This window comes from Spirillospora sp. CA-294931 (assembly GCF_050946795.1).
Classification (GTDB): Bacteria; Actinomycetota; Actinomycetes; order Streptosporangiales; family Streptosporangiaceae; genus Spirillospora.
Map to the genome: position 1 here is coordinate 901025 of NZ_CP192006.1, position 16602 is coordinate 917626.

Consider the following 16602-nt stretch of genomic DNA (forward strand, 5'->3'; position numbering starts at 1 on the left):
CGCTCCGGCGGACGCCAACATAGGCCCGCCGGACGGCACCGGCGGGCCACAAGAACGCCAGGCCCGGGCTCTCCACGAGCCCGGGCCTTAGTGCTTCCCGGTGTTTCCGCGAGAGAAGTATTGCACCCACTGCGCTGATGTTGCATGCTACTCCCACTAATCTGCATCTCACTCAAGATGAGTAGTCCATCAATGGCGGGTCCGGCGGCGGATCCGCATACCCTCGGCGGGAGGACAAGATGGTGGGGAAGCAACGGGAAAGACCCGGTGACGACACGCTCCAGGCCCAGACGATGCGGAAGGTGACCGTCAGGCTCATCCCGCTCCTGATGCTCGGCTACGTGGTCAGCTACATCGACCGCATCAACATCGGCTTCGCCAAGTTCGGGATGGAGCGCTCGTTCGGCATGAGCGCGACCCAGTACGGGTTCGCGGCCGGGATCTTCTTCCTCGGCTACGTGCTGGCCGAGGTGCCGAGCAACATCGCCATGGCCCGGTTCGGCGCCCGGGTCTGGCTGACCCGGATCATGATCACCTGGGGGATCATCGCGGGCTCGCTGGCCTTCGCGGGCAACCTGGAGACGGTCTACGTCCTGCGGTTCCTGCTCGGCATCGCCGAGGCGGGCTACTTCCCGGGCATCCTGCTCTACCTGACCCACTGGTACCCCAACGCCTACCGCCCGAAGGCCGTCGCCACCGTCATGGTCGCGATCCCGCTGGCGTCGGTGCTCGGCGGCCCGCTGAACGGGTGGATCCTGTCGGCCCTCGGCGGCGTCCTCGGCCTGGACGGCTGGCGCTGGATCTTCCTGCTGGGCGGCGTCCCCGCGGTCGTGCTCGGCGTGGTGTTCTTCCTGACCGTGTCCGACCGGCCCGCCGACGCGCGGTGGCTCACCGCCGAGCAGCGCGCCTGGCTGGCCCGGACGCTGGCGGACGAGGAGCGTGACCGCGCCGCCACCACCAGCCCGGCCAGCCACCGCGCCGTGTTCCGCGACCGCAAGGTGCTCGGGCTGTGCGCGGCCTACTTCCTGCTGCTCAGCGGCGCCTACCCGCTGGCCTACTGGATGCCGTCGGTGATCGACAACGTCGGCGAGGACCTCAGCAGCGTCCAGGTCGGCTGGCTGTCGGCGCTGCCGTTCCTGCTGGCGGCGATCTGCATGTTCGTCACCGGGCGGCTGGTGCGCGACGAGCGCTCGTCCGTCCCGGTGCTGGTCGCGCTGGGCGTCTCGGTCGTCACGTTCGTCCTCACCGCGGTGAGCCTGGGAACACCGCTGCTGGCGCTGGCCGCGATCTGCGTGGCCACCATGGCCGCCCAGACGGCCAAGCCGCTGTTCTGGTCGCTGCCGACGGCGTTCCTGGCCGGCGCCGGGGCGACCAGCGGGCTCGCGCTGATCAACTCGCTGGGCAACCTGGCCGGCTTCGCCAGCCCGTTCGCGGTCGGCTGGATCCAGGACGCCTCCGGCGGCAGCGACGGGCTGTCGATGTCGGTGATGATCGCGGCGAACGTGCTGGCGATGGTCGTGATCGCCGGGATGTGGCTGACCGCGCGGCGGACGCGCGGCTCGGCCGTCCCCGAGCGGCCCGCACCCGGCGCCTCGCGGCCGGCGCCGGGGCCCTCGCGTCCGTGATCGACGGGCCGCGGGGAGAACCGCGAAAGCTATGCTGGGGCCACCACCGGGGCCATCGGGACGCGCTCCCGGTGGCCCCGCCCGGTTCCCAGGGAGTCCTTTGTCCTCGCAAGACGAACCGTCCAGCAGGTCCGAGCAGATCGCGACCGACATCCGCGACGCCATCCGAGCCGGGCAGCTCAAACGGGGGGTGCTCTACTCCTCGCGCGAGCTGGGCGAGCGCTTCGGCGCGTCCAGGACGCCGGTGCGCGAGGCACTGCTGCGGCTGGCCGACCTGGGCCTGGTCAAGATCGAGCGCAACCGCGGCGCGCGGGTGCTCGGGCAGGACGGCCGGGGCATCGTCGAGCTGTGCAGCCTGCGGGTCATGCTCGAACCGCCGGCGGCCCGCAGCGCCGCCGCCGTGATGACCGCCCGCGACGACGCGGCGCTGACCGCCGAGTTCGAGATCATGAAGGAGCGCGCCGACGGCGGCGCGGAGTACTTCGCGGCCGACGAGCGCCTGCACGACCTGATCATGCGGGCCAGCGGCAACCTGCGGCTGGCCAAGTTCGTCGCCGAGCTCCGGCAGACCCTCTCCCTGGACGGCCGGTACAGCGTCCCCGAGCACCAGCCGGTCGAGGTCGCCCTCCAGGACCACCTCGACATCATCGAGGCACTGCGGCGGCGTGACGGCGCCGCGGCCGAGCGGACGATGCGCAAGCACATCGTCCGGTCGGGCGACCTCCTCGTCGCGCACTCCAGCCAGGACAACCGCGGGCTGCTCGCGGAGTGGCGGCGGTGGGTCGAGGTCGCGGTCCCCGACGGGGAGCACATCCAGTTCTGACCGGCACGGCCGTGTGCCGGGCCAGGTGGGATTTCTCTATCCACTAGTTGCATGCTACTCGTCTGTATTTGTATGTTAAGCATGCTCGGTGGTTCGCTGAGCGATCCCGGACGGCGAAGGAGAACCGTTGACCTCCCCTCCCACCCCTCCCAAAACCGCCGAAAGTCCCGAGCCGCCGCCCTACGCCGGAGCGGTCGCCCAAGGCCTGTGGGACGCGGGCGCCGACCTGATCGGCTACGTGCCGTCGGCGAGCGTCGCGCCGGTCGTCGCCGCGCTGGTGGCCGCGGACGGCGGCTCCGGCGGCGCGTCCCCCCGCGTGTTCCCGCTGTCGCGCGAGGAGGAGGCCATGGGCGTCCTCGGCGCGCTGCCGCTGACCGGCCGGTTCGGCGCGGTGGTGATGCAGGACAACGGGTTCGGCAACGCACTGACCGCGCTGACCACGTTCAACGCCGCCTACCACCTGCCGCTGCTGATCGTGGCGAACACGCGCGGCGGGCTCGGCGAGTACAACTCCATGATCCATGTGCTCTGCCAGCACGTGCCCGGCCTGCTCGACCGGCTCGGGATCCGGGTGTTCGAGCTCGACCGGCGCAGCGGGCCCGGCGACTGGCGGGCCGTGGTCGCCGAGGCCGGCGCGCACGCCCGCATGACGTTCCGGCCGGTCGTCGTCCTGACCCACTTCTGGTCCACCGACGGAAAGGGCGCCTGATCATGAGACGCATCGAGGCACTGGAGATCCTCGCCGCCGCGACCGCCCGGCTGCCGGTGGTGGTGACCTGCGCGGCGACCAGCCGGGAGCTCGCCGCCGTCGCCGACCGCCCCAACCACCTGTACCTGCTGGACGCGATGGGCCTGGCGGGTTCGGTGGCCACCGGGGTCGCGCTCGGCCTGGACCGCGCGGGCGGCGGGGCGGCGGCGGACAAGGTGGTGGCGATCGAGGGTGACGGATCGCTGCTCATGAACCCCAACGTGCTGCCGACCGGGGGATTCCTGGCCCCGCGCAACCTGCTGATGGTGCTGCTCGACAACGGCGTCTACGCCTCGACGGCCGGGCTGCCCACCTACTCCTCGCGCGTCGACCTGGGCGCGCTGGCCGCCGCGTCCGGCTGGACCGTGTTGCGCCCGGCCGCCGGGGGCCACGAGGGGGCGTCCCCCCGGACCGAAGCGGTAGAGCTGCGCGAGTCGCTCGCCGAGGCTCTCGCCCAGGACGGCCCGGTGTTCCTGCACGTGCGGATCGAGCCCGGCAACGCGCCCGGCGTGCCCAAGCTGCTGGAGAATCCGGTCGTCATCGCGCGCCGCTTCCAGGACTGGCTCGCCGCCCGCCCGGGGTCGGCCGCATGACCGGCGTCACCACGGTCGATCCGGTGACCGGCGAACCGCTCGCCGACTATCCCTTCACCACGCCGGACGAGCTTGAGAGCGTGCTCGACCTTGCGTCCGCCGCCGCCCGCCGTGTGCGCGCGGAACCTCCCGAACGCCGGGCGGAGCGGCTGCGCGCGATGGCGGCCCGCCTGCGCGACGGGATCGACCTCCACGCGGCGTTGATCACCAGCGAGATGGGCAAGCCGATCGACCAGGCTCGCGCTGAGATCGCCAAGTGCGCCGCGGCCTGCGAGCACTACGCCGCGCGGCTGCCCGACCTGGTCGCGCCGCGTCCCGCCGATCTGGACGGCGACACCGCCCGCGTCCAGGCCCGCCCGCTCGGCACGGTCCTGGCGATCATGCCGTGGAACTACCCGTTCTGGCAGGTCGTCCGGGCGACGGTGCCCGCCGTCGCGGTCGGGAACACCGTGGTGCTCAAGCACGCCGACAACGTCACCGGCGGCGCGCTGGCCGTCCAGGCCCTCTTCGACGAGGTCTTCGGCCCCGGCACCCTGTCGGCCGTGGTGCTCCCGCCGTCCCGGATCGGGCCGCTCATCGACGATCCGCGCGTCGCCGCCGTCGCGTTCACCGGCAGCAACCGGGTCGGCGCGATCGTGGGGGCCCGCGCGGGCGCGGCGGTGAAGAAGGCCGTCCTGGAACTGGGCGGGTCCGACCCGTTCATCGTGCTCGCCGACGCCGACGTGCCCGCCGCGGCGCGCGCCGCCGTCCGGTCCCGCTTCCTCAACAACGGCCAGAGCTGCATCGCCGCCAAGCGCCTCATCGTGGAGCGGGCGGTCCGCGACGAGTTCGCCGGCGCGGTGGTGGCCGCCATGGACGCGCTGGTGGTCGGCGACCCCGCCGCCCCCGGCACCGACATCGGCCCCATGGCCCGCGTCGATCTGCGCGACGAACTGCTCGGCCAGCTCGACGCCACCCTGATCGAGGGCGGCCGTCTCCTGGCAGGCGGCACCCGCGACGACCGGCCCGGCGCGTGGTTCCCGCCCACGCTGGTCGAGGTCTTCGACCCCGGGGCGGTCGCGTTCCAGCAGGAGACCTTCGGCCCGCTCGGCGCCCTGCACACCGTCGGCTCGGCCGACGCGGCGGCCGAGGTCGCCGACCTGTCGCCGTACGGGCTGAGCTGCTCGATCTGGAGCCGCGACACCGGCCGCGCCCTCGCCCTGGCCGACCGGATCGACACCGGCTCGGTGTTCGTCAACCGCATCTCCGAATCCGATCCCCGGCTGCCCGTCGGCGGGGTCAAGGCCAGCGGTCACGGCCGCGAACTGGGTGACCAGGGCGCCCTCGAACTGGCCAACCTGCGGTCCGTCCGCGTCACCTCACCGAAGGAGCCCTCATGACGATCAGCAGCATCCGCAGCCGCGCGGTCGCGATCCCGGTCGACCGTCCCACCCGCATGTCCAACCGCGATCTGGCCGACCGCCACTACGTGCTGGTCGAGGTGACCGACGACCAAGGCGAGACAGGGCTCGGCTACACCTACGCCGGGACGGCGGGCGGCCCGCTCACCAGGACCGCCGTCGACGACCTGCTCACCCCGGTCTACCTGGGCGCCCCCGCTGACGACCTGGTCGGCCTTTGGGGGCGCGCCTACCAGGAGGTGCTGCTCGCCGGGCGCCGGGGCGCGGTCGTCCGGGCGCTGTCGGCGCTCGACATCGCCCTGTGGGACCTGAAGGCCAAGCGGGCCGGGCAGCCGCTCGCCGTCCTGCTGGGCGGGTCGACCGCGCCGCAGCCCGCCTACGCCTCCGGCGGCTACTACCGTCCCGACGAGGGCGAATGGACCGACGCCGTCGCCGGTGAGATCGCCTTCAACCGGGCCCAGGGCTTCACCGACCACAAGATCAAGGTCGGCGGCCTCACGGTCGCCGAGGACGCCCGCCGCGTCGCCGCCGCCGTCGAGGCGATCGACGGGGAGGGCCGGCTCGCCCTGGACGCCAACAACGCCTACGCCTCCGTCCACGAGGCCCGTGCCGCGATCGAGGCCTTCGAGCGCGCCGCGGGTGAGACGCCGCTGTGGTGGTTCGAGGAGCCGCTGTCGCCCGAGTCCGTCGAGGGCCACGCCGAGCTGGCCCGCCAGATCCGCACCCCCGTCGCCACCGGCGAGATCCACCAGACGCGCTGGGAGTTCCGCTCCCTCATCCAGGCCGGCGCCGCGTCCATCCTCCAGGCCGACGCGGGCGTCGCCGGGGGCGTCACCGAATGGCTGCGCATCGCCCACGCCGCCGACGCCTTCGGGCTGCGCATGGCCCCGCACTGGCACCACAACCTGCACGTCCATCTGACCGCGGCCGTCGCCAACACGCTGGTCGTGGAGTACTTCGCGCTGGAGAAAGGCATCTACAACTTCGAGCTGCTGCTCACACCCGAGACCCGTCTGGGCTACGGGGGCGGCCAGGTGTTCCTTCCCGACCGTCCCGGCCTGGGCATCGACCTCGCCGAAGACGTCGTGGTCAAGTACGAGCTCCCCGGCTAGCGCCCGGCGATTCTTCGCGGGCCCCTCGCGCGGGAGGGGCCCGCGATCGCGTCAGGCGCGGACGGCGGGCGCGTCTTCGGGGTCGCCCGGACGGTGGTCGGGCACGAAGCGGTAGCCGACGTTCCGGACCGTTCCGATCAGGGATTCGTACTCGGCGCCGAGCTTGGCGCGAAGACGCCTGACATGGACGTCGACCGTCCTGGTGCCGCCGAAGTAGTCGTAGCCCCAGACCTCCTGGAGGAGCTGCGCGCGGGTGAAGACGCGGCCCGGGTGCTGGGCCAGGTACTTCAGCAGCTCGAACTCCTTGAAGGTGAGGTCGAGGATGCGGCCGCGCAGGCGGGCGGTGTAGGTGGCCTCGTCGATGCTGAGCTCGCCGCTGCGGATCTCGCCGGGGACGTCGTCGCCCTCGCCGACGGCGGCGGCGCGTCCCACGGCCAGCCGCAGCCGGGCCTCGACCTCGGCGGGCCCGGCGGACTGCAGGAGCAGGTCGTCCAGGCCCCACTCGGGGCTGAGGGCGGCCAGGCCACCTTCGGTCACGATGCCCAGCAGGGGGCAGTCGAGCCCCGTGGTGCGCAGCAGGCGGCACAGGCTCTTGGCCTGGACCAGGTCGCGGCGCGCGTCGACGAGCACCACATCGGCCGGTGGCGCGTCGATGAGCGCCGACCCCTCCGCCGGGGCGACCCGCACCGAGTGCAGCAGAAGCCCGAGCGCCGGAAGGACCTCGTCAGAGGGTTCCAGAGCGTTGGTCAGCAGGAGCAAGCTGCTCATTGCCGCCTCCTCGCCTAAAAAGCGTCGAGGACCCAGGCGGCTCGTCTTCCGCCCCGGCGAACGCCGCCAGGGGTGAAGAGGAGGCGACCATGCAGGACATTCAACGAACTCCATGGCCCCATCGCCCGGATCCCTCACCCAGAGCATATCCGAGGTGCCATCGCGGGCAATGGCCGGTGACGCCGCGTTGACCACGGCGGGAAGGTGAGACGCTGGGATCATGGCGAAGGGAACGATCAGGTACTGGGCCGCGGCGAAGGCCGCGGCGGGCGTGGCCGAGGAGCCGTACGACGCCCGCACGCTCGCCGACGCGATCGCCGCGGCCACCCGTGTGGCCGGGCGCGGCGGCGAGTTCGGGCGGGTCGTGGGGCGCAGCTCGTTCCTGGTCGACGGCGAGCCCGTCGGGACCCGCCCGCATGAGATGATCACGCTGCCCGAGGGCGGCGTCGTGGAGGTCCTGCCCCCGTTCGCCGGTGGTTGATCTCACACCCGGGGGTAGGCCCCTGAACCGATGCGGCGGCCCCGGGATCTCACACCGTGGGGCGACTCCCCGGCACGATCACCGCCACTAGGGTGAGCCGCATCGCGTGGTTCCCCAGAGGAGAGATATGCGCAAGGCACTGCTGGTCCTGCTCGTTCTGTTCGTCGGCGCCGTGATCGCCGCCGATCGGATCGGCGTGCGGATCGCCCAGAACGAGATCGGCAAGCAGGTCGCCACGCAGTACGCCATGAGCGAGACCCCCAAGGTCAAGATCCACGGCTTCCCCTTCCTGACGCAGGCGCTCGGCGGGAACTACGACAAGATCGACGTGACCATCAGCCAGTGGACCGACCAGGGCATCACCGTCCAGGACGTCAAGGTCGAGATGAAGTCGGTCAAGGCGCCGCTTTCCGAGGTGAGCTCGGGCAACGCCGACAACGTCACCGCCGGGACGGCGACGGCCTCGGCCGTGATCCCCTACGAACTGATCAAGCAGCGCGCGCCCCGCGAGGTCAAGCGGATCGGCCCCAAGGGCGACGACCTGGAGGTCGACCTCACCGGGACGATCAGCGGCCTGCCGATGGCGGGCACCGCGACCGTGTCGGTCAAGCCCTCGGCGAAGGGCATCGTCATCACCCCGATCTCGATCGGCTCGTCCGGCGGCCCCCAGATCCCGCTGGCCCTGGTCAAGCAGCGGCTCGGCTGGATCGTCCCCGTCCGCGACCTGCCCGTGGGCTCCCGGATCAGCAAGATCGAGCCCACCGCCGAGGGGCTGCGCGTCTCGGCGACCGCCGACGACGTCCGCCTCAACGACCTCCAGAACGCCAAAACGCGCTGACCTCGCGGGAACGTGGCGAAGATCCTGGCGGATGTTGTGAACCGTGGGGGAGGGGCGTACGTGTTGGAGGTGTGGGTCCAACCGCGGATGAGGGGGTGCTGCGTGCCCTCTACGACGAGCACGGCGGTCCTCTGCTCGGCTACGTTCTGCGGCTGACCGGCGGAGACCGCTCCCAGGCCGAGGATGTCGTGCAGGAGACGCTGCTGCGCGCCTGGCGGCATCCTGAGGCGCTCGTGGGACGTCCCGTCCGGCCGTGGCTGTTCACCGTCGCGCGCAATCTGGTGGTCGACGCCCACCGGGCGCGCCGCGCGCGGCCCCCGGAGACCGACATCGACGAGCACGTGGTGTCCACGGCCGGGTCGGACGACATCGACCGCGCGCTGGAGTCGTGGACGGTGGCCGAGGCCCTGGCCGACCTGTCGCCGTCGCATCGGGCGGTGCTGGTGGAGACCTTCTACCGGGGACGGTCGGTGGCGGAGGCGTCCAAGGCGCTGGGCGTCCCCCCGGGGACGGTGAAGTCCCGGACTTTCTACGCGTTGCGGGCGCTCAAACTCGCATTGGAGGAGCGGGGGTTGGCGCCGTGAGCGGCTGCGGTGAGACACGGATGTCGCTGGGGGTGTACGTCCTCGGCGCGATCGACCCCGCCGAGCGGACCCGGGTGGACGCTCATCTGGAGCACTGCCCCGCGTGCCGGGACGAGCTGGCCGGTCTGGCCGGGCTGCCCGCGCTGCTCGGCCGGGTGGACGAGGCCCAGCTGCGCGAGGTGACCGGGCCGCCGCCCGAGATGCTCGACTCGTTGCTGGCGCGTGCGGCGCGGGACCGTCCGCGATGGCGTTCGGGCTGGGTCCCGCTGGCCGCCGCGGCGTCCCTGCTGCTCGCGCTGGGCGGGGTCGCCGGCGGGCTGGTGACGGCGTCCGCCCGCGACGACCGGCCCGTGGCCGTCCGGACGGTGACGCCCGCACCGTCCGCCTACCCCACCGGGAACGCCGAGAAGCTCACGGCCGCCAGCCCGGGCGATCGGGTGAAGGCCGAGGTGCTCCTCGGCAAGAAGAAATGGGGCACGAGCGTCGAGCTCCACCTGTCGGGAGCGCCCTACGGGCAGCGGTGCCGCCTGTACGCCGTCTCACGTGATGGACAGAGGGACATGCTCGGCAGCTGGTACGTGGCCTACAAGAAGGGCTACGGAAAGTACTACGGCTCCACCATGTTCCAGCGGGGGCAGATCTTCACACTGGAGATCGTCACGCTGGACGGGAAGCCGCTGATCACCATCCCCGCGTGAGGCGCGCGGAAGAAGTCACGGCCCCCGTGGGTTGTCACTCACGATGGAGGGCCTACTGGTAGCGGCGGTGGTGCTCGCCCTGGCGACGGTCTTCGGCCTCGTCCGGCGGCACCGCGACGGCAGGCTGCGCGCGAGAAAGCAGGGGGACGGTCACGTGGACGAGCGTCTGGACGCCGTGGAACTGGGCGCCGACCTCGGGGAACGGGCCACCCTCGTGCAGTTCTCCAGCGCCTTCTGCGCCCCCTGCCGCGCGACCCGGCGAATCCTCGGCGAGGTCGCCGAGATGGTCGAGGGCGTCGAGCACGTCGAACTCGACGCCGAGGCGCACCTGGAGCTGGTGCGCAGGCTGAATGTGATCCGCACCCCAACCGTGCTGGTGCTGGACGGGGCCGGACGCGTCGTCCGCCGGGCCGCCGGAGCACCCCGCAAGTCCGATGTCATCGCGGCTCTGGGCACCGCCATCCCTTGATCTCGTAGCCCTTGACCTGCGTCGAAAAGGGCCGTCACTGTCTCGTAACCCGAGACGGATGTGACATCGCCGCCGAATTCGGCTTACCATCGTCCCGTGCGTTACTGGACAGAGCAGATGCTCACGAAGCGACGCGCGGTTGATTTCTGCCGCGTGTCCGCCTCGCTCTGTCGCATGGCCTGAGGCATCGAGCCCGATCCGCCGCCCCGAGCACTTCTGAACTTCTCGCTCGTACGCACCCTTTCTCCGCCGGGAGTCTCCCGATGCAGGTCGATCCGCGTGGGCAACGCTTCGCAGCGTCCCTCACCACCCTCGTCCTGATCGCGGTCCTGGTCACCGGAAACTGGGTGTTGCTCGCCGCACAGGCCCTGGTCTTCGCACTCGCGACCGTCCTCGGCCTGCGGTTCGCTCCGTACGGGCAGGTCTTCACGCTGCTCGTCCGGCCCCGCATCGGACCCCCGAGGGAACTCGAAGACGCCGCCCCGCCCCGGTTCGCCCAGGGCGTCGGTCTCGGATTCGCACTTGTGGGAACGGTCGGATACGCCCTGGGGATCACCTGGCTCGGCATCGGTGCCACCGCCTTCGCGCTGGGGGCGGCGTTCCTGAACGCGGCGTTCGGGTTCTGCCTCGGCTGCGAGATGTATCTGCTGATCCGCCGCACCACTTCGAAGATTCGCTCCGAGAGGAAGGTTCCCGCATGAGCCGCTCCGACGTTCTGGTGGACGCCGAATGGGTGGAGTCCAACCTGGACGCCCCCGGCCTGGTTCTCGTCGAAGTCGACGAGGACGTGTCCGCGTACGACAAGGGCCACATCCGTGGCGCCGTGAAGATCGACTGGAAGACCGAGCTGCAGGACCCGGTCCGCCGCGACTTCGTGGACAAGACCGGGTTCGAGCAGCTGCTGTCCGCCAAGGGCATCGCCAACGACGACCTGGTGATCCTTTACGGCGGGAACAACAACTGGTTCGCCGCCTACGCCTACTGGTACTTCAAGCTCTACGGCCACGAGAAGGTGCAGCTGCTCGACGGCGGCCGCAAGAAGTGGGAGCTCGACTCCCGCGAGCTGGTCACCGACGTCCCGTCGCGTCCGGCCACCGAGTACAAGGCCAAGGACCAGGACCTCACCATCCGCGCCTTCCGCGACGAGGTGGTCGACGCGATCAGCACCAAGAACCTCATCGACGTCCGCTCGCCCGACGAGTTCTCGGGCAAGCTGCTCGCCCCGGCCCACCTCCCGCAGGAGCAGGCGCAGCGCGCCGGCCACGTGCCGACCGCCCGCAGCATCCCGTGGTCCAAGGCGGCCAACGACGACGGCACGTTCAAGTCCGACGAGGAGCTCCGCGAGCTCTACAGCGAGGCCGGCGTCGACCTGAGCAAGTCCACCATCGCCTACTGCCGCATCGGCGAGCGCTCCTCGCACACCTGGTTCGCACTGCGCGAGCTGCTCGGCCTGCAGGACGTCAAGAACTACGACGGCTCGTGGACCGAGTACGGCTCGCTGGTCGGCGTCCCGATCGAGCTCGGCGAGGCCAAGTAGTCCACCCCGGTTCTAGCCGCGGCCACGCGCCGCGGAGTTGGAGGAAGTCATGACTCAGGGCTGCGCAGCGCCCGCGCAGACGGCGCACCTTCCCGCGACCGTCGACCTGGCCAACGAGGCCGTCATCCAGGGGACGGTCACCCGCGAAGGTGCCCCCGTGTCCAGTGCCTACGCCCGCCTCCTCGACGCCACCGGCGAGTTCACCGCCGAGGTCGTCACCGGTGACGAGGGCGTGTTCCGCTTCTTCGCCGCCGACGGCGACTGGACCGTCCGCGTCCTGGCGGCCGGCGGCGTGAGCGTCGACAACGCGGTCACCGCCAAGACCGGCGAGGTCGCCGCGCTCGAGGTCGCGATCTGACAACCCCGAGGACCCCGCCGCGCCATCGGGTGCGGCGGGGTCCTTCGCGTTCGTGCCACCATGGACGCGCGACCACGGGAGGCAGGAATGACGGACCCGGCCCCTCTCGCTCCGGGTGATCCGCGCCGGCTCGGCGCCTACGAACTGACCGGACGGCTCGGCGAGGGCGGCCAGGGCGTGGTCTACCTCGGCCGGGGCCTCGCCGGACGTCCCGTGGCGGTCAAGCTCCTGCACGCCCGATTCGACCGGGACGCCGAGGCTCGCGCCCGCTTCGTCCGCGAACTGTCGGTGATCGAACGCGTCGCCGGGTTCTGCACGGCGCAGGTCCTCGAATCCGACGTGGACGGCGACCGCCCCTACATCGTCAGCGAATACGTCGCCGGACCGTCCCTGCACTACCTGGTCAAAGAGACGGGCCCCCGATCAGGCACCGACCTCGACCGCCTCGCGATCGGCACCGCGACCGCCCTCACCGCCATCCACCGCGCCGGCGTCGTCCACCGCGACTTCAAGCCGCCGAACGTCCTCATGGGCCCGGACGGCCCCCGCGTGATCGACTTCGGCATCGCCCGCGCCCTGGACGGCCGCGCCACGGCCTCCAGCGGCGTCGTCGGCACCCCTGCCTACATGGCACCCGAACAGGTGTCGGGCGCACCGGTCGACACCCCCGTCGACATCTTCGCCTGGGGCACCACCATCGTCTTCGCGGCCACGGGCCGGGCCCCCTACGGCCACGACACCATCCCGGCCGTCTTCAACCGCATCCTGCACCACCAGCCCGACCTCACCGGCCTCCCACCCCACCTCCGCGCCGTCGTCGCCGCCTGCCTGCGAAAAGACCCAGCTCACCGCCCGACCGCCCAGCAGTTACTCCTACGCCTCCTAGGCGAAGAAGGCCCCCAAGGCGCGCTGGTCCAAGGCGCCACCATGGCCCAGCAAGGTTGGGCGACGACCATCCCTCAAGCCCCGATAATCCACGCCCCCCTCCCACCCCCCATGCCTCCGCCCACTCTCCCTCCACCCCGCCCCCGCACAGGCCTCAAGGTGCTCGCGGCCGGAGCCGCCCTCATCCTCATGGCGGGCGGCGGTGTGGCCGCCTGGACCCTGACCCGGGACGAGAAGCCAAAGAAGTCGGTCGCGACCGACGTCCTCGACCCACCGGAGGAGGCCCGCCGCCACGCCGCGGCCGCCACCCACCTCCGCGACGTCCTCGACTACGACAACCGCACGATGGACGCCGACGTCCAGCGCGCCAACTCGCGCATGACCCAGCGCGCCCAGGCCCGCTACACCGCGAACCTGACCTCCATCCGCGACGACCTGCGACGCCGCCAGGGCGCGATCAAGTCCACGATCATCGACACCGGCGTCCTGGCGTCCTCGCCGGGCCGCGTCTCCCTACTCTCCTTCGTCCGCCGCGTAACGACTTCGTCGAGCAAACCCGTCACCACCCTCGACCAGATCCGCTACACCCTCGTCCACCAGAACGGCACGTGGCTCATCGACGAACTCGACGCACTGGAACCCAGACTCCAGCCCTGGACCTACGACACCGCCTGGCCCGGCCAAGCGGCGCAGACCCCCCTGAACGCCGCCCGGGAATGCGCCCGCCGCCTCCAGACCTACGACTACCGCCGCGCCGAAGCCGACGTGAACGAACTCCTGGACTGCTCCACGGGCGAGTACTACAACACCGTCTCGTCCAACAAGGCCAAGAACGTGGCCGCCATGGTCAAACAACAAAGCGTCGCCACCGGCACACCCCTGGAAGCCGCCCTCAAACCCGGCGCCCAACCCGCCCGCGCCACCATCATGATCTCCGTGGCGGTCAACGTCACCGGCGACAAGAACGGCAAGACGGGCAAGGTCGTCTACGGCTACTGGGCCGACATGAAGCAGATCAACGGCCACTGGAAACTGGCGAAACTCGACTGGATCCAGTAGCTCACTCCGCGGCGGCCCGCCAGCTCTTCCCCGAAGACTCCGGCGGAAGCCCAGGCCAAACCGTCCCCCCGGCCCACCGCACCAGCGCATCGGCAAACGTCCGAGCCGCCTCGACAGCCCCCGGCACATCCACCACCGCCCGCACGTCCACCCACCAAACGGGCCCGGTGAACCACCCTCGCAAGGCGCCCCCAAGCAACCGCTCCAGTTCCCCAGGAACCGAAACCAGCACCGGCTCCTCAACCGAAACCAGCAACCGCCCCTCGCGATCAAACACCCGAGCCCCTTGCACAACCCAGGGCTCCCCCAACGCCACCAACCCGTCCAGCACAGCCGAACAATCCGGCTCCCGCCGCGTCAAAACCACCAGATCAGCGCTCAAACCCCACACCCACCCCACCCAGAACCCACACCCTCCACCCTACGAGGCCACCCCACCCCGAAGTCCCCACATCACCACCACCCCAGGTCGACTCCGAAAGGGATGTCATGATGGATGATCTAGAGAGAAGCGATCGGTTGAGCGGCTGGTTCGGCGTGCGATGTGTGTTCCGGGATCTCAACAATGAGGTCTATGAGGAGCGCATCACTCTGTGGCAGGCGAGTGACGCCGCGCAGGCCATCGCTCTTGCCGAGGAGGAAGCAGTAGAGTACGCCGCCGTCTTCGACAACACCTCGTATGTCGGGCTGGCGCAGTCCTTCGAGCTCTCCGACCTTCCCGTGCACGGGGGTGAGGTCTTTTCTCTGATGAGAGACAGCGAGCTGGCGCCGAACGAATACCTCTCAACGTTCTTTAGCACGGGCGCGGAGCGCGTAGGAGATCTTTAGAAGCGTGATTATCCGCTGGATGCCCGCAGTTGGGTTGTCAGAGAGGGTTCTGTAATAGGAACAGCCCTTCGGAAGCCGCTGGCCGGGCGGATTCCGAAGGGCTGTTTCAAGCTGTCAAGCCTTCGTCATGGGTGACGAATTAGCGGTACCAGCGCCAGCCGCCCTTGGCGGTCTCGATGAAGCGACGGCCCTTGACGTAGCCCTCGCACTCGCGCATGGCGATGTAGCCGAGACGGTAGGACTGGACGGCCTTGGTGGCGGTCGTGCCCTTGCCGCTGCGGTTGTACACGAAGATGTCTTCGCGGCCGAGGTTCTGGCCCTTGCGGCTGTAGAACGCGATGCGAATGCAGGAGTACTTGCCACGCTTGTTGTCGCGGATCTTGGCGTTGACAACGCGGGTGCGGTACTTGCCGTAGCGGCCCCAGTAGTAGGAGCCGTAGCCGGTGGTCGCGGCGAGGCCGGACTTCCGGAGGTCAAAACGGACCGCACGCTGGGCGGTCACGGTGCCCGACTGGGCAACCGCGGGAGCCGACTGGCCGACGACGCCGGCCTGGGACTCGGTCGCGGCGGACGCGGTACCCCCGGTGGCGCACAGACCGGCCACCAGGGCTCCGGACGTGATCGCCACTGCCACGAGACGCCTCATGTATCCCTCCATGTTGGGTGAAACGGAAGATCGCGGGCTACCGTAGCAGCAGCCCCGGCTTATCTTCCCCTTATTTGAATGAGATGCCGACCACGGGCGGGTGGTTCGGGGTTTGATGGCACAAGATCCGGAAGTTTTGCTGGGCCTTCTGTGAGGCCATGTTTTGGGCATGCCTAAGGGGTGCCGAAGGTCATCTCCCGAGTTTGCGGGGTGGCCTTGGCAACTGTTGATAGACAGGGGTCTATACCCTTGGGGACTTCCTGGTGGTGGCGCTTTCTGAGAATAGGGATGTGATTTGTGACACATCCCTAGGTGGCGTCAGGAGAATCTTAGGACGTTGGTGACTTCTACGCCGAGTTCGCCCGCTGTGGTGTAGACGGTGCCGGTGCGGGTGCCGACGTTTCCGCCTCGGGCTCGGTAGGACTGGGCGTAGATGACGTGCTCGTCCTGCGTCCAGCTGCGGGTCCAGGACTGGGGGGCCGTCGTCAGCCTGGGGAGGCCACTGGCCTTGGAGGGGACGAGGAGCGTCGGGGCGGCACCGGTGTTGGTGGAGTTGCTGACGGCACTCGCGTCGGACGAGCTGGCGAACGTCAGTACCGAGACCACCGTGATGATGTCGCGTCCGGGGTTGGCGTAGACGGCCGACTCCATGGACGCGGTGCACGGGTTGCTGCGCAGTGCAGTCAGCAGTTCCTTGTCGGCGCGGCTGATGCACGAGCCGGTGCGGGTGCCGCCGCGGGTGAAGGTGTTGCCGCGCGCCGTCTTGAAGGTCGGCGTGAAGATGCGGGCGACGCTCTTGCCGGACGGAGGCGGGGTGGCCGTCGGCGTCGAGGTGTCGATGGGCGTCTCGGTCGACGGCGCGTAGGTCTCGGTGGGCGTGCTGTACGAGCTCGGCGCGCTGATCGTGCGGCGGTTGTCGTCGTCATCGTCGTTGGTGAAGACGACGAAGCCCACGATGCCGATGACGATCAGGACGACGAAGCCGCCGATGATCAGCAGGGCGACGGTACCGCCGCCGCTTTTGGGCGGCGGAGGCGCTGGGAACCCGGGCGCGGGAGGACCGAATCCGGGTCCTTGCGGCGGGTATCCGGGCTGGCCAGGCCATTCCGGGGGGTTCATCGCGACTCCAGGCCAAGTCGTAGCGTCGAGC

20 protein-coding genes are annotated in these 16602 nt (G+C 70.3%); 17 read left to right on the top strand and 3 right to left on the bottom strand.

The genetic code is table 11. The features are described 5' to 3' along the window. Window positions 1-239 precede the first annotated feature (239 nt). The 6 genes from ACQPY4_RS04365 to ACQPY4_RS04390 all read left to right on the top strand — a co-directional run bounded on the left by ACQPY4_RS04365 (window position 240) and on the right by ACQPY4_RS04390 (window position 6301). Window positions 240-1625 (top strand): MFS transporter, encoded by a 1386-nt coding sequence (locus ACQPY4_RS04365; RefSeq protein WP_433332648.1) that lies wholly within the window; start codon window positions 240-242, stop codon window positions 1623-1625. A gap of 100 nt (window positions 1626-1725) precedes the next feature. Continuing rightward, window positions 1726-2448 (top strand): GntR family transcriptional regulator, encoded by a 723-nt coding sequence (locus ACQPY4_RS04370; protein ID WP_433332650.1) that lies wholly within the window; start codon window positions 1726-1728, stop codon window positions 2446-2448. Between the two features lie 127 nt (window positions 2449-2575). Further along, the gene (locus tag ACQPY4_RS04375) at window positions 2576-3157 is read left to right on the top strand and encodes a hypothetical protein (protein WP_433332652.1); all 582 of its coding nucleotides are present in this window, start codon (window positions 2576-2578) and stop codon (window positions 3155-3157) included. Window positions 3158-3159: 2 nt separating this feature from the next. Beyond that, window positions 3160-3789: a thiamine pyrophosphate-dependent enzyme gene (locus ACQPY4_RS04380; RefSeq protein ID WP_433332654.1), complete on the top strand. Its 630-nt coding sequence runs from the start codon at window positions 3160-3162 to the stop codon at window positions 3787-3789. Further along, window positions 3786-5168 carry an aldehyde dehydrogenase family protein gene (locus tag ACQPY4_RS04385; RefSeq protein WP_433332656.1) on the top strand — a complete coding sequence of 461 codons (1383 nt, stop codon included), beginning with the start codon at window positions 3786-3788 and terminating at the stop codon, window positions 5166-5168. Before ACQPY4_RS04380 ends, ACQPY4_RS04385 begins: the two co-directional genes overlap by 4 nt. Then, window positions 5165-6301, top strand: a complete 1137-nt coding sequence (locus tag ACQPY4_RS04390; RefSeq protein ID WP_433332658.1) for a mandelate racemase/muconate lactonizing enzyme family protein — start codon at window positions 5165-5167, stop codon at window positions 6299-6301. Before ACQPY4_RS04385 ends, ACQPY4_RS04390 begins: the two co-directional genes overlap by 4 nt. A gap of 51 nt (window positions 6302-6352) precedes the next feature. On the opposite strand, the gene ACQPY4_RS04395 is transcribed toward ACQPY4_RS04390, so the two are convergent. Further along, window positions 6353-7069 carry a winged helix-turn-helix transcriptional regulator gene (locus tag ACQPY4_RS04395; protein WP_433332660.1) on the bottom strand — a complete coding sequence of 239 codons (717 nt, stop codon included), beginning with the start codon at window positions 7067-7069 and terminating at the stop codon, window positions 6353-6355. A 220-nt stretch (window positions 7070-7289) separates the two neighbouring features. On the opposite strand from ACQPY4_RS04395, the gene ACQPY4_RS04400 reads away from it, so the two are divergent. The 11 genes from ACQPY4_RS04400 (at window position 7290) to ACQPY4_RS04450 (ending at window position 14806) form a co-directional block, all read left to right on the top strand. Continuing rightward, entirely contained in the window at window positions 7290-7550 is a 261-nt protein-coding gene (locus tag ACQPY4_RS04400; RefSeq protein WP_433332662.1) for a MoaD/ThiS family protein, read from the top strand. A 127-nt stretch (window positions 7551-7677) separates the two neighbouring features. Further along, a complete protein-coding gene (locus ACQPY4_RS04405; RefSeq protein WP_433332664.1) occupies window positions 7678-8388 on the top strand; it encodes an LmeA family phospholipid-binding protein in 711 nt (236 codons plus the stop codon). Between the two features lie 71 nt (window positions 8389-8459). Further along, the gene (locus ACQPY4_RS04410; protein ID WP_433332666.1) at window positions 8460-8972 is read left to right on the top strand and encodes a sigma-70 family RNA polymerase sigma factor; all 513 of its coding nucleotides are present in this window, start codon (window positions 8460-8462) and stop codon (window positions 8970-8972) included. A gap of 20 nt (window positions 8973-8992) precedes the next feature. Then, on the top strand, window positions 8993-9670 hold the full coding sequence (locus ACQPY4_RS04415) for an anti-sigma factor family protein (protein ID WP_433332668.1): 678 nt from the start codon (window positions 8993-8995) through the stop codon (window positions 9668-9670). A gap of 43 nt (window positions 9671-9713) precedes the next feature. Continuing rightward, entirely contained in the window at window positions 9714-10139 is a 426-nt protein-coding gene (locus ACQPY4_RS04420; protein WP_433332670.1) for a thioredoxin family protein, read from the top strand. Between the two features lie 117 nt (window positions 10140-10256). Next, window positions 10257-10322: a putative leader peptide gene (locus ACQPY4_RS04425; RefSeq protein ID WP_372443026.1), complete on the top strand. Its 66-nt coding sequence runs from the start codon at window positions 10257-10259 to the stop codon at window positions 10320-10322. Between the two features lie 80 nt (window positions 10323-10402). Continuing rightward, window positions 10403-10840: a DUF4395 domain-containing protein gene (locus ACQPY4_RS04430; protein WP_433332672.1), complete on the top strand. Its 438-nt coding sequence runs from the start codon at window positions 10403-10405 to the stop codon at window positions 10838-10840. Beyond that, window positions 10837-11676: a sulfurtransferase gene (locus ACQPY4_RS04435; protein ID WP_433332674.1), complete on the top strand. Its 840-nt coding sequence runs from the start codon at window positions 10837-10839 to the stop codon at window positions 11674-11676. The genes ACQPY4_RS04430 and ACQPY4_RS04435 overlap by 4 nt, the downstream gene beginning before the upstream one ends. Before the next feature lie 49 nt (window positions 11677-11725). Next, complete coding sequence (locus ACQPY4_RS04440; protein ID WP_433332676.1) at window positions 11726-12034, top strand: DUF1416 domain-containing protein; 309 nt, start codon at window positions 11726-11728, stop codon at window positions 12032-12034. Between the two features lie 87 nt (window positions 12035-12121). Next, entirely contained in the window at window positions 12122-13978 is a 1857-nt protein-coding gene (locus ACQPY4_RS04445; protein WP_433332678.1) for a serine/threonine-protein kinase, read from the top strand. 519 nt (window positions 13979-14497) lie between these two features. Further along, a complete protein-coding gene (locus tag ACQPY4_RS04450; RefSeq protein ID WP_433332680.1) occupies window positions 14498-14806 on the top strand; it encodes a hypothetical protein in 309 nt (102 codons plus the stop codon). 139 nt (window positions 14807-14945) lie between these two features. On the opposite strand, the gene ACQPY4_RS04455 is transcribed toward ACQPY4_RS04450, so the two are convergent. Beyond that, entirely contained in the window at window positions 14946-15452 is a 507-nt protein-coding gene (locus ACQPY4_RS04455; RefSeq protein WP_433332682.1) for a hypothetical protein, read from the bottom strand. A gap of 318 nt (window positions 15453-15770) precedes the next feature. After that, window positions 15771-16571 carry a hypothetical protein gene (locus ACQPY4_RS04460; protein ID WP_433332684.1) on the bottom strand — a complete coding sequence of 267 codons (801 nt, stop codon included), beginning with the start codon at window positions 16569-16571 and terminating at the stop codon, window positions 15771-15773. Window positions 16572-16602: the final 31 nt, after the last annotated feature.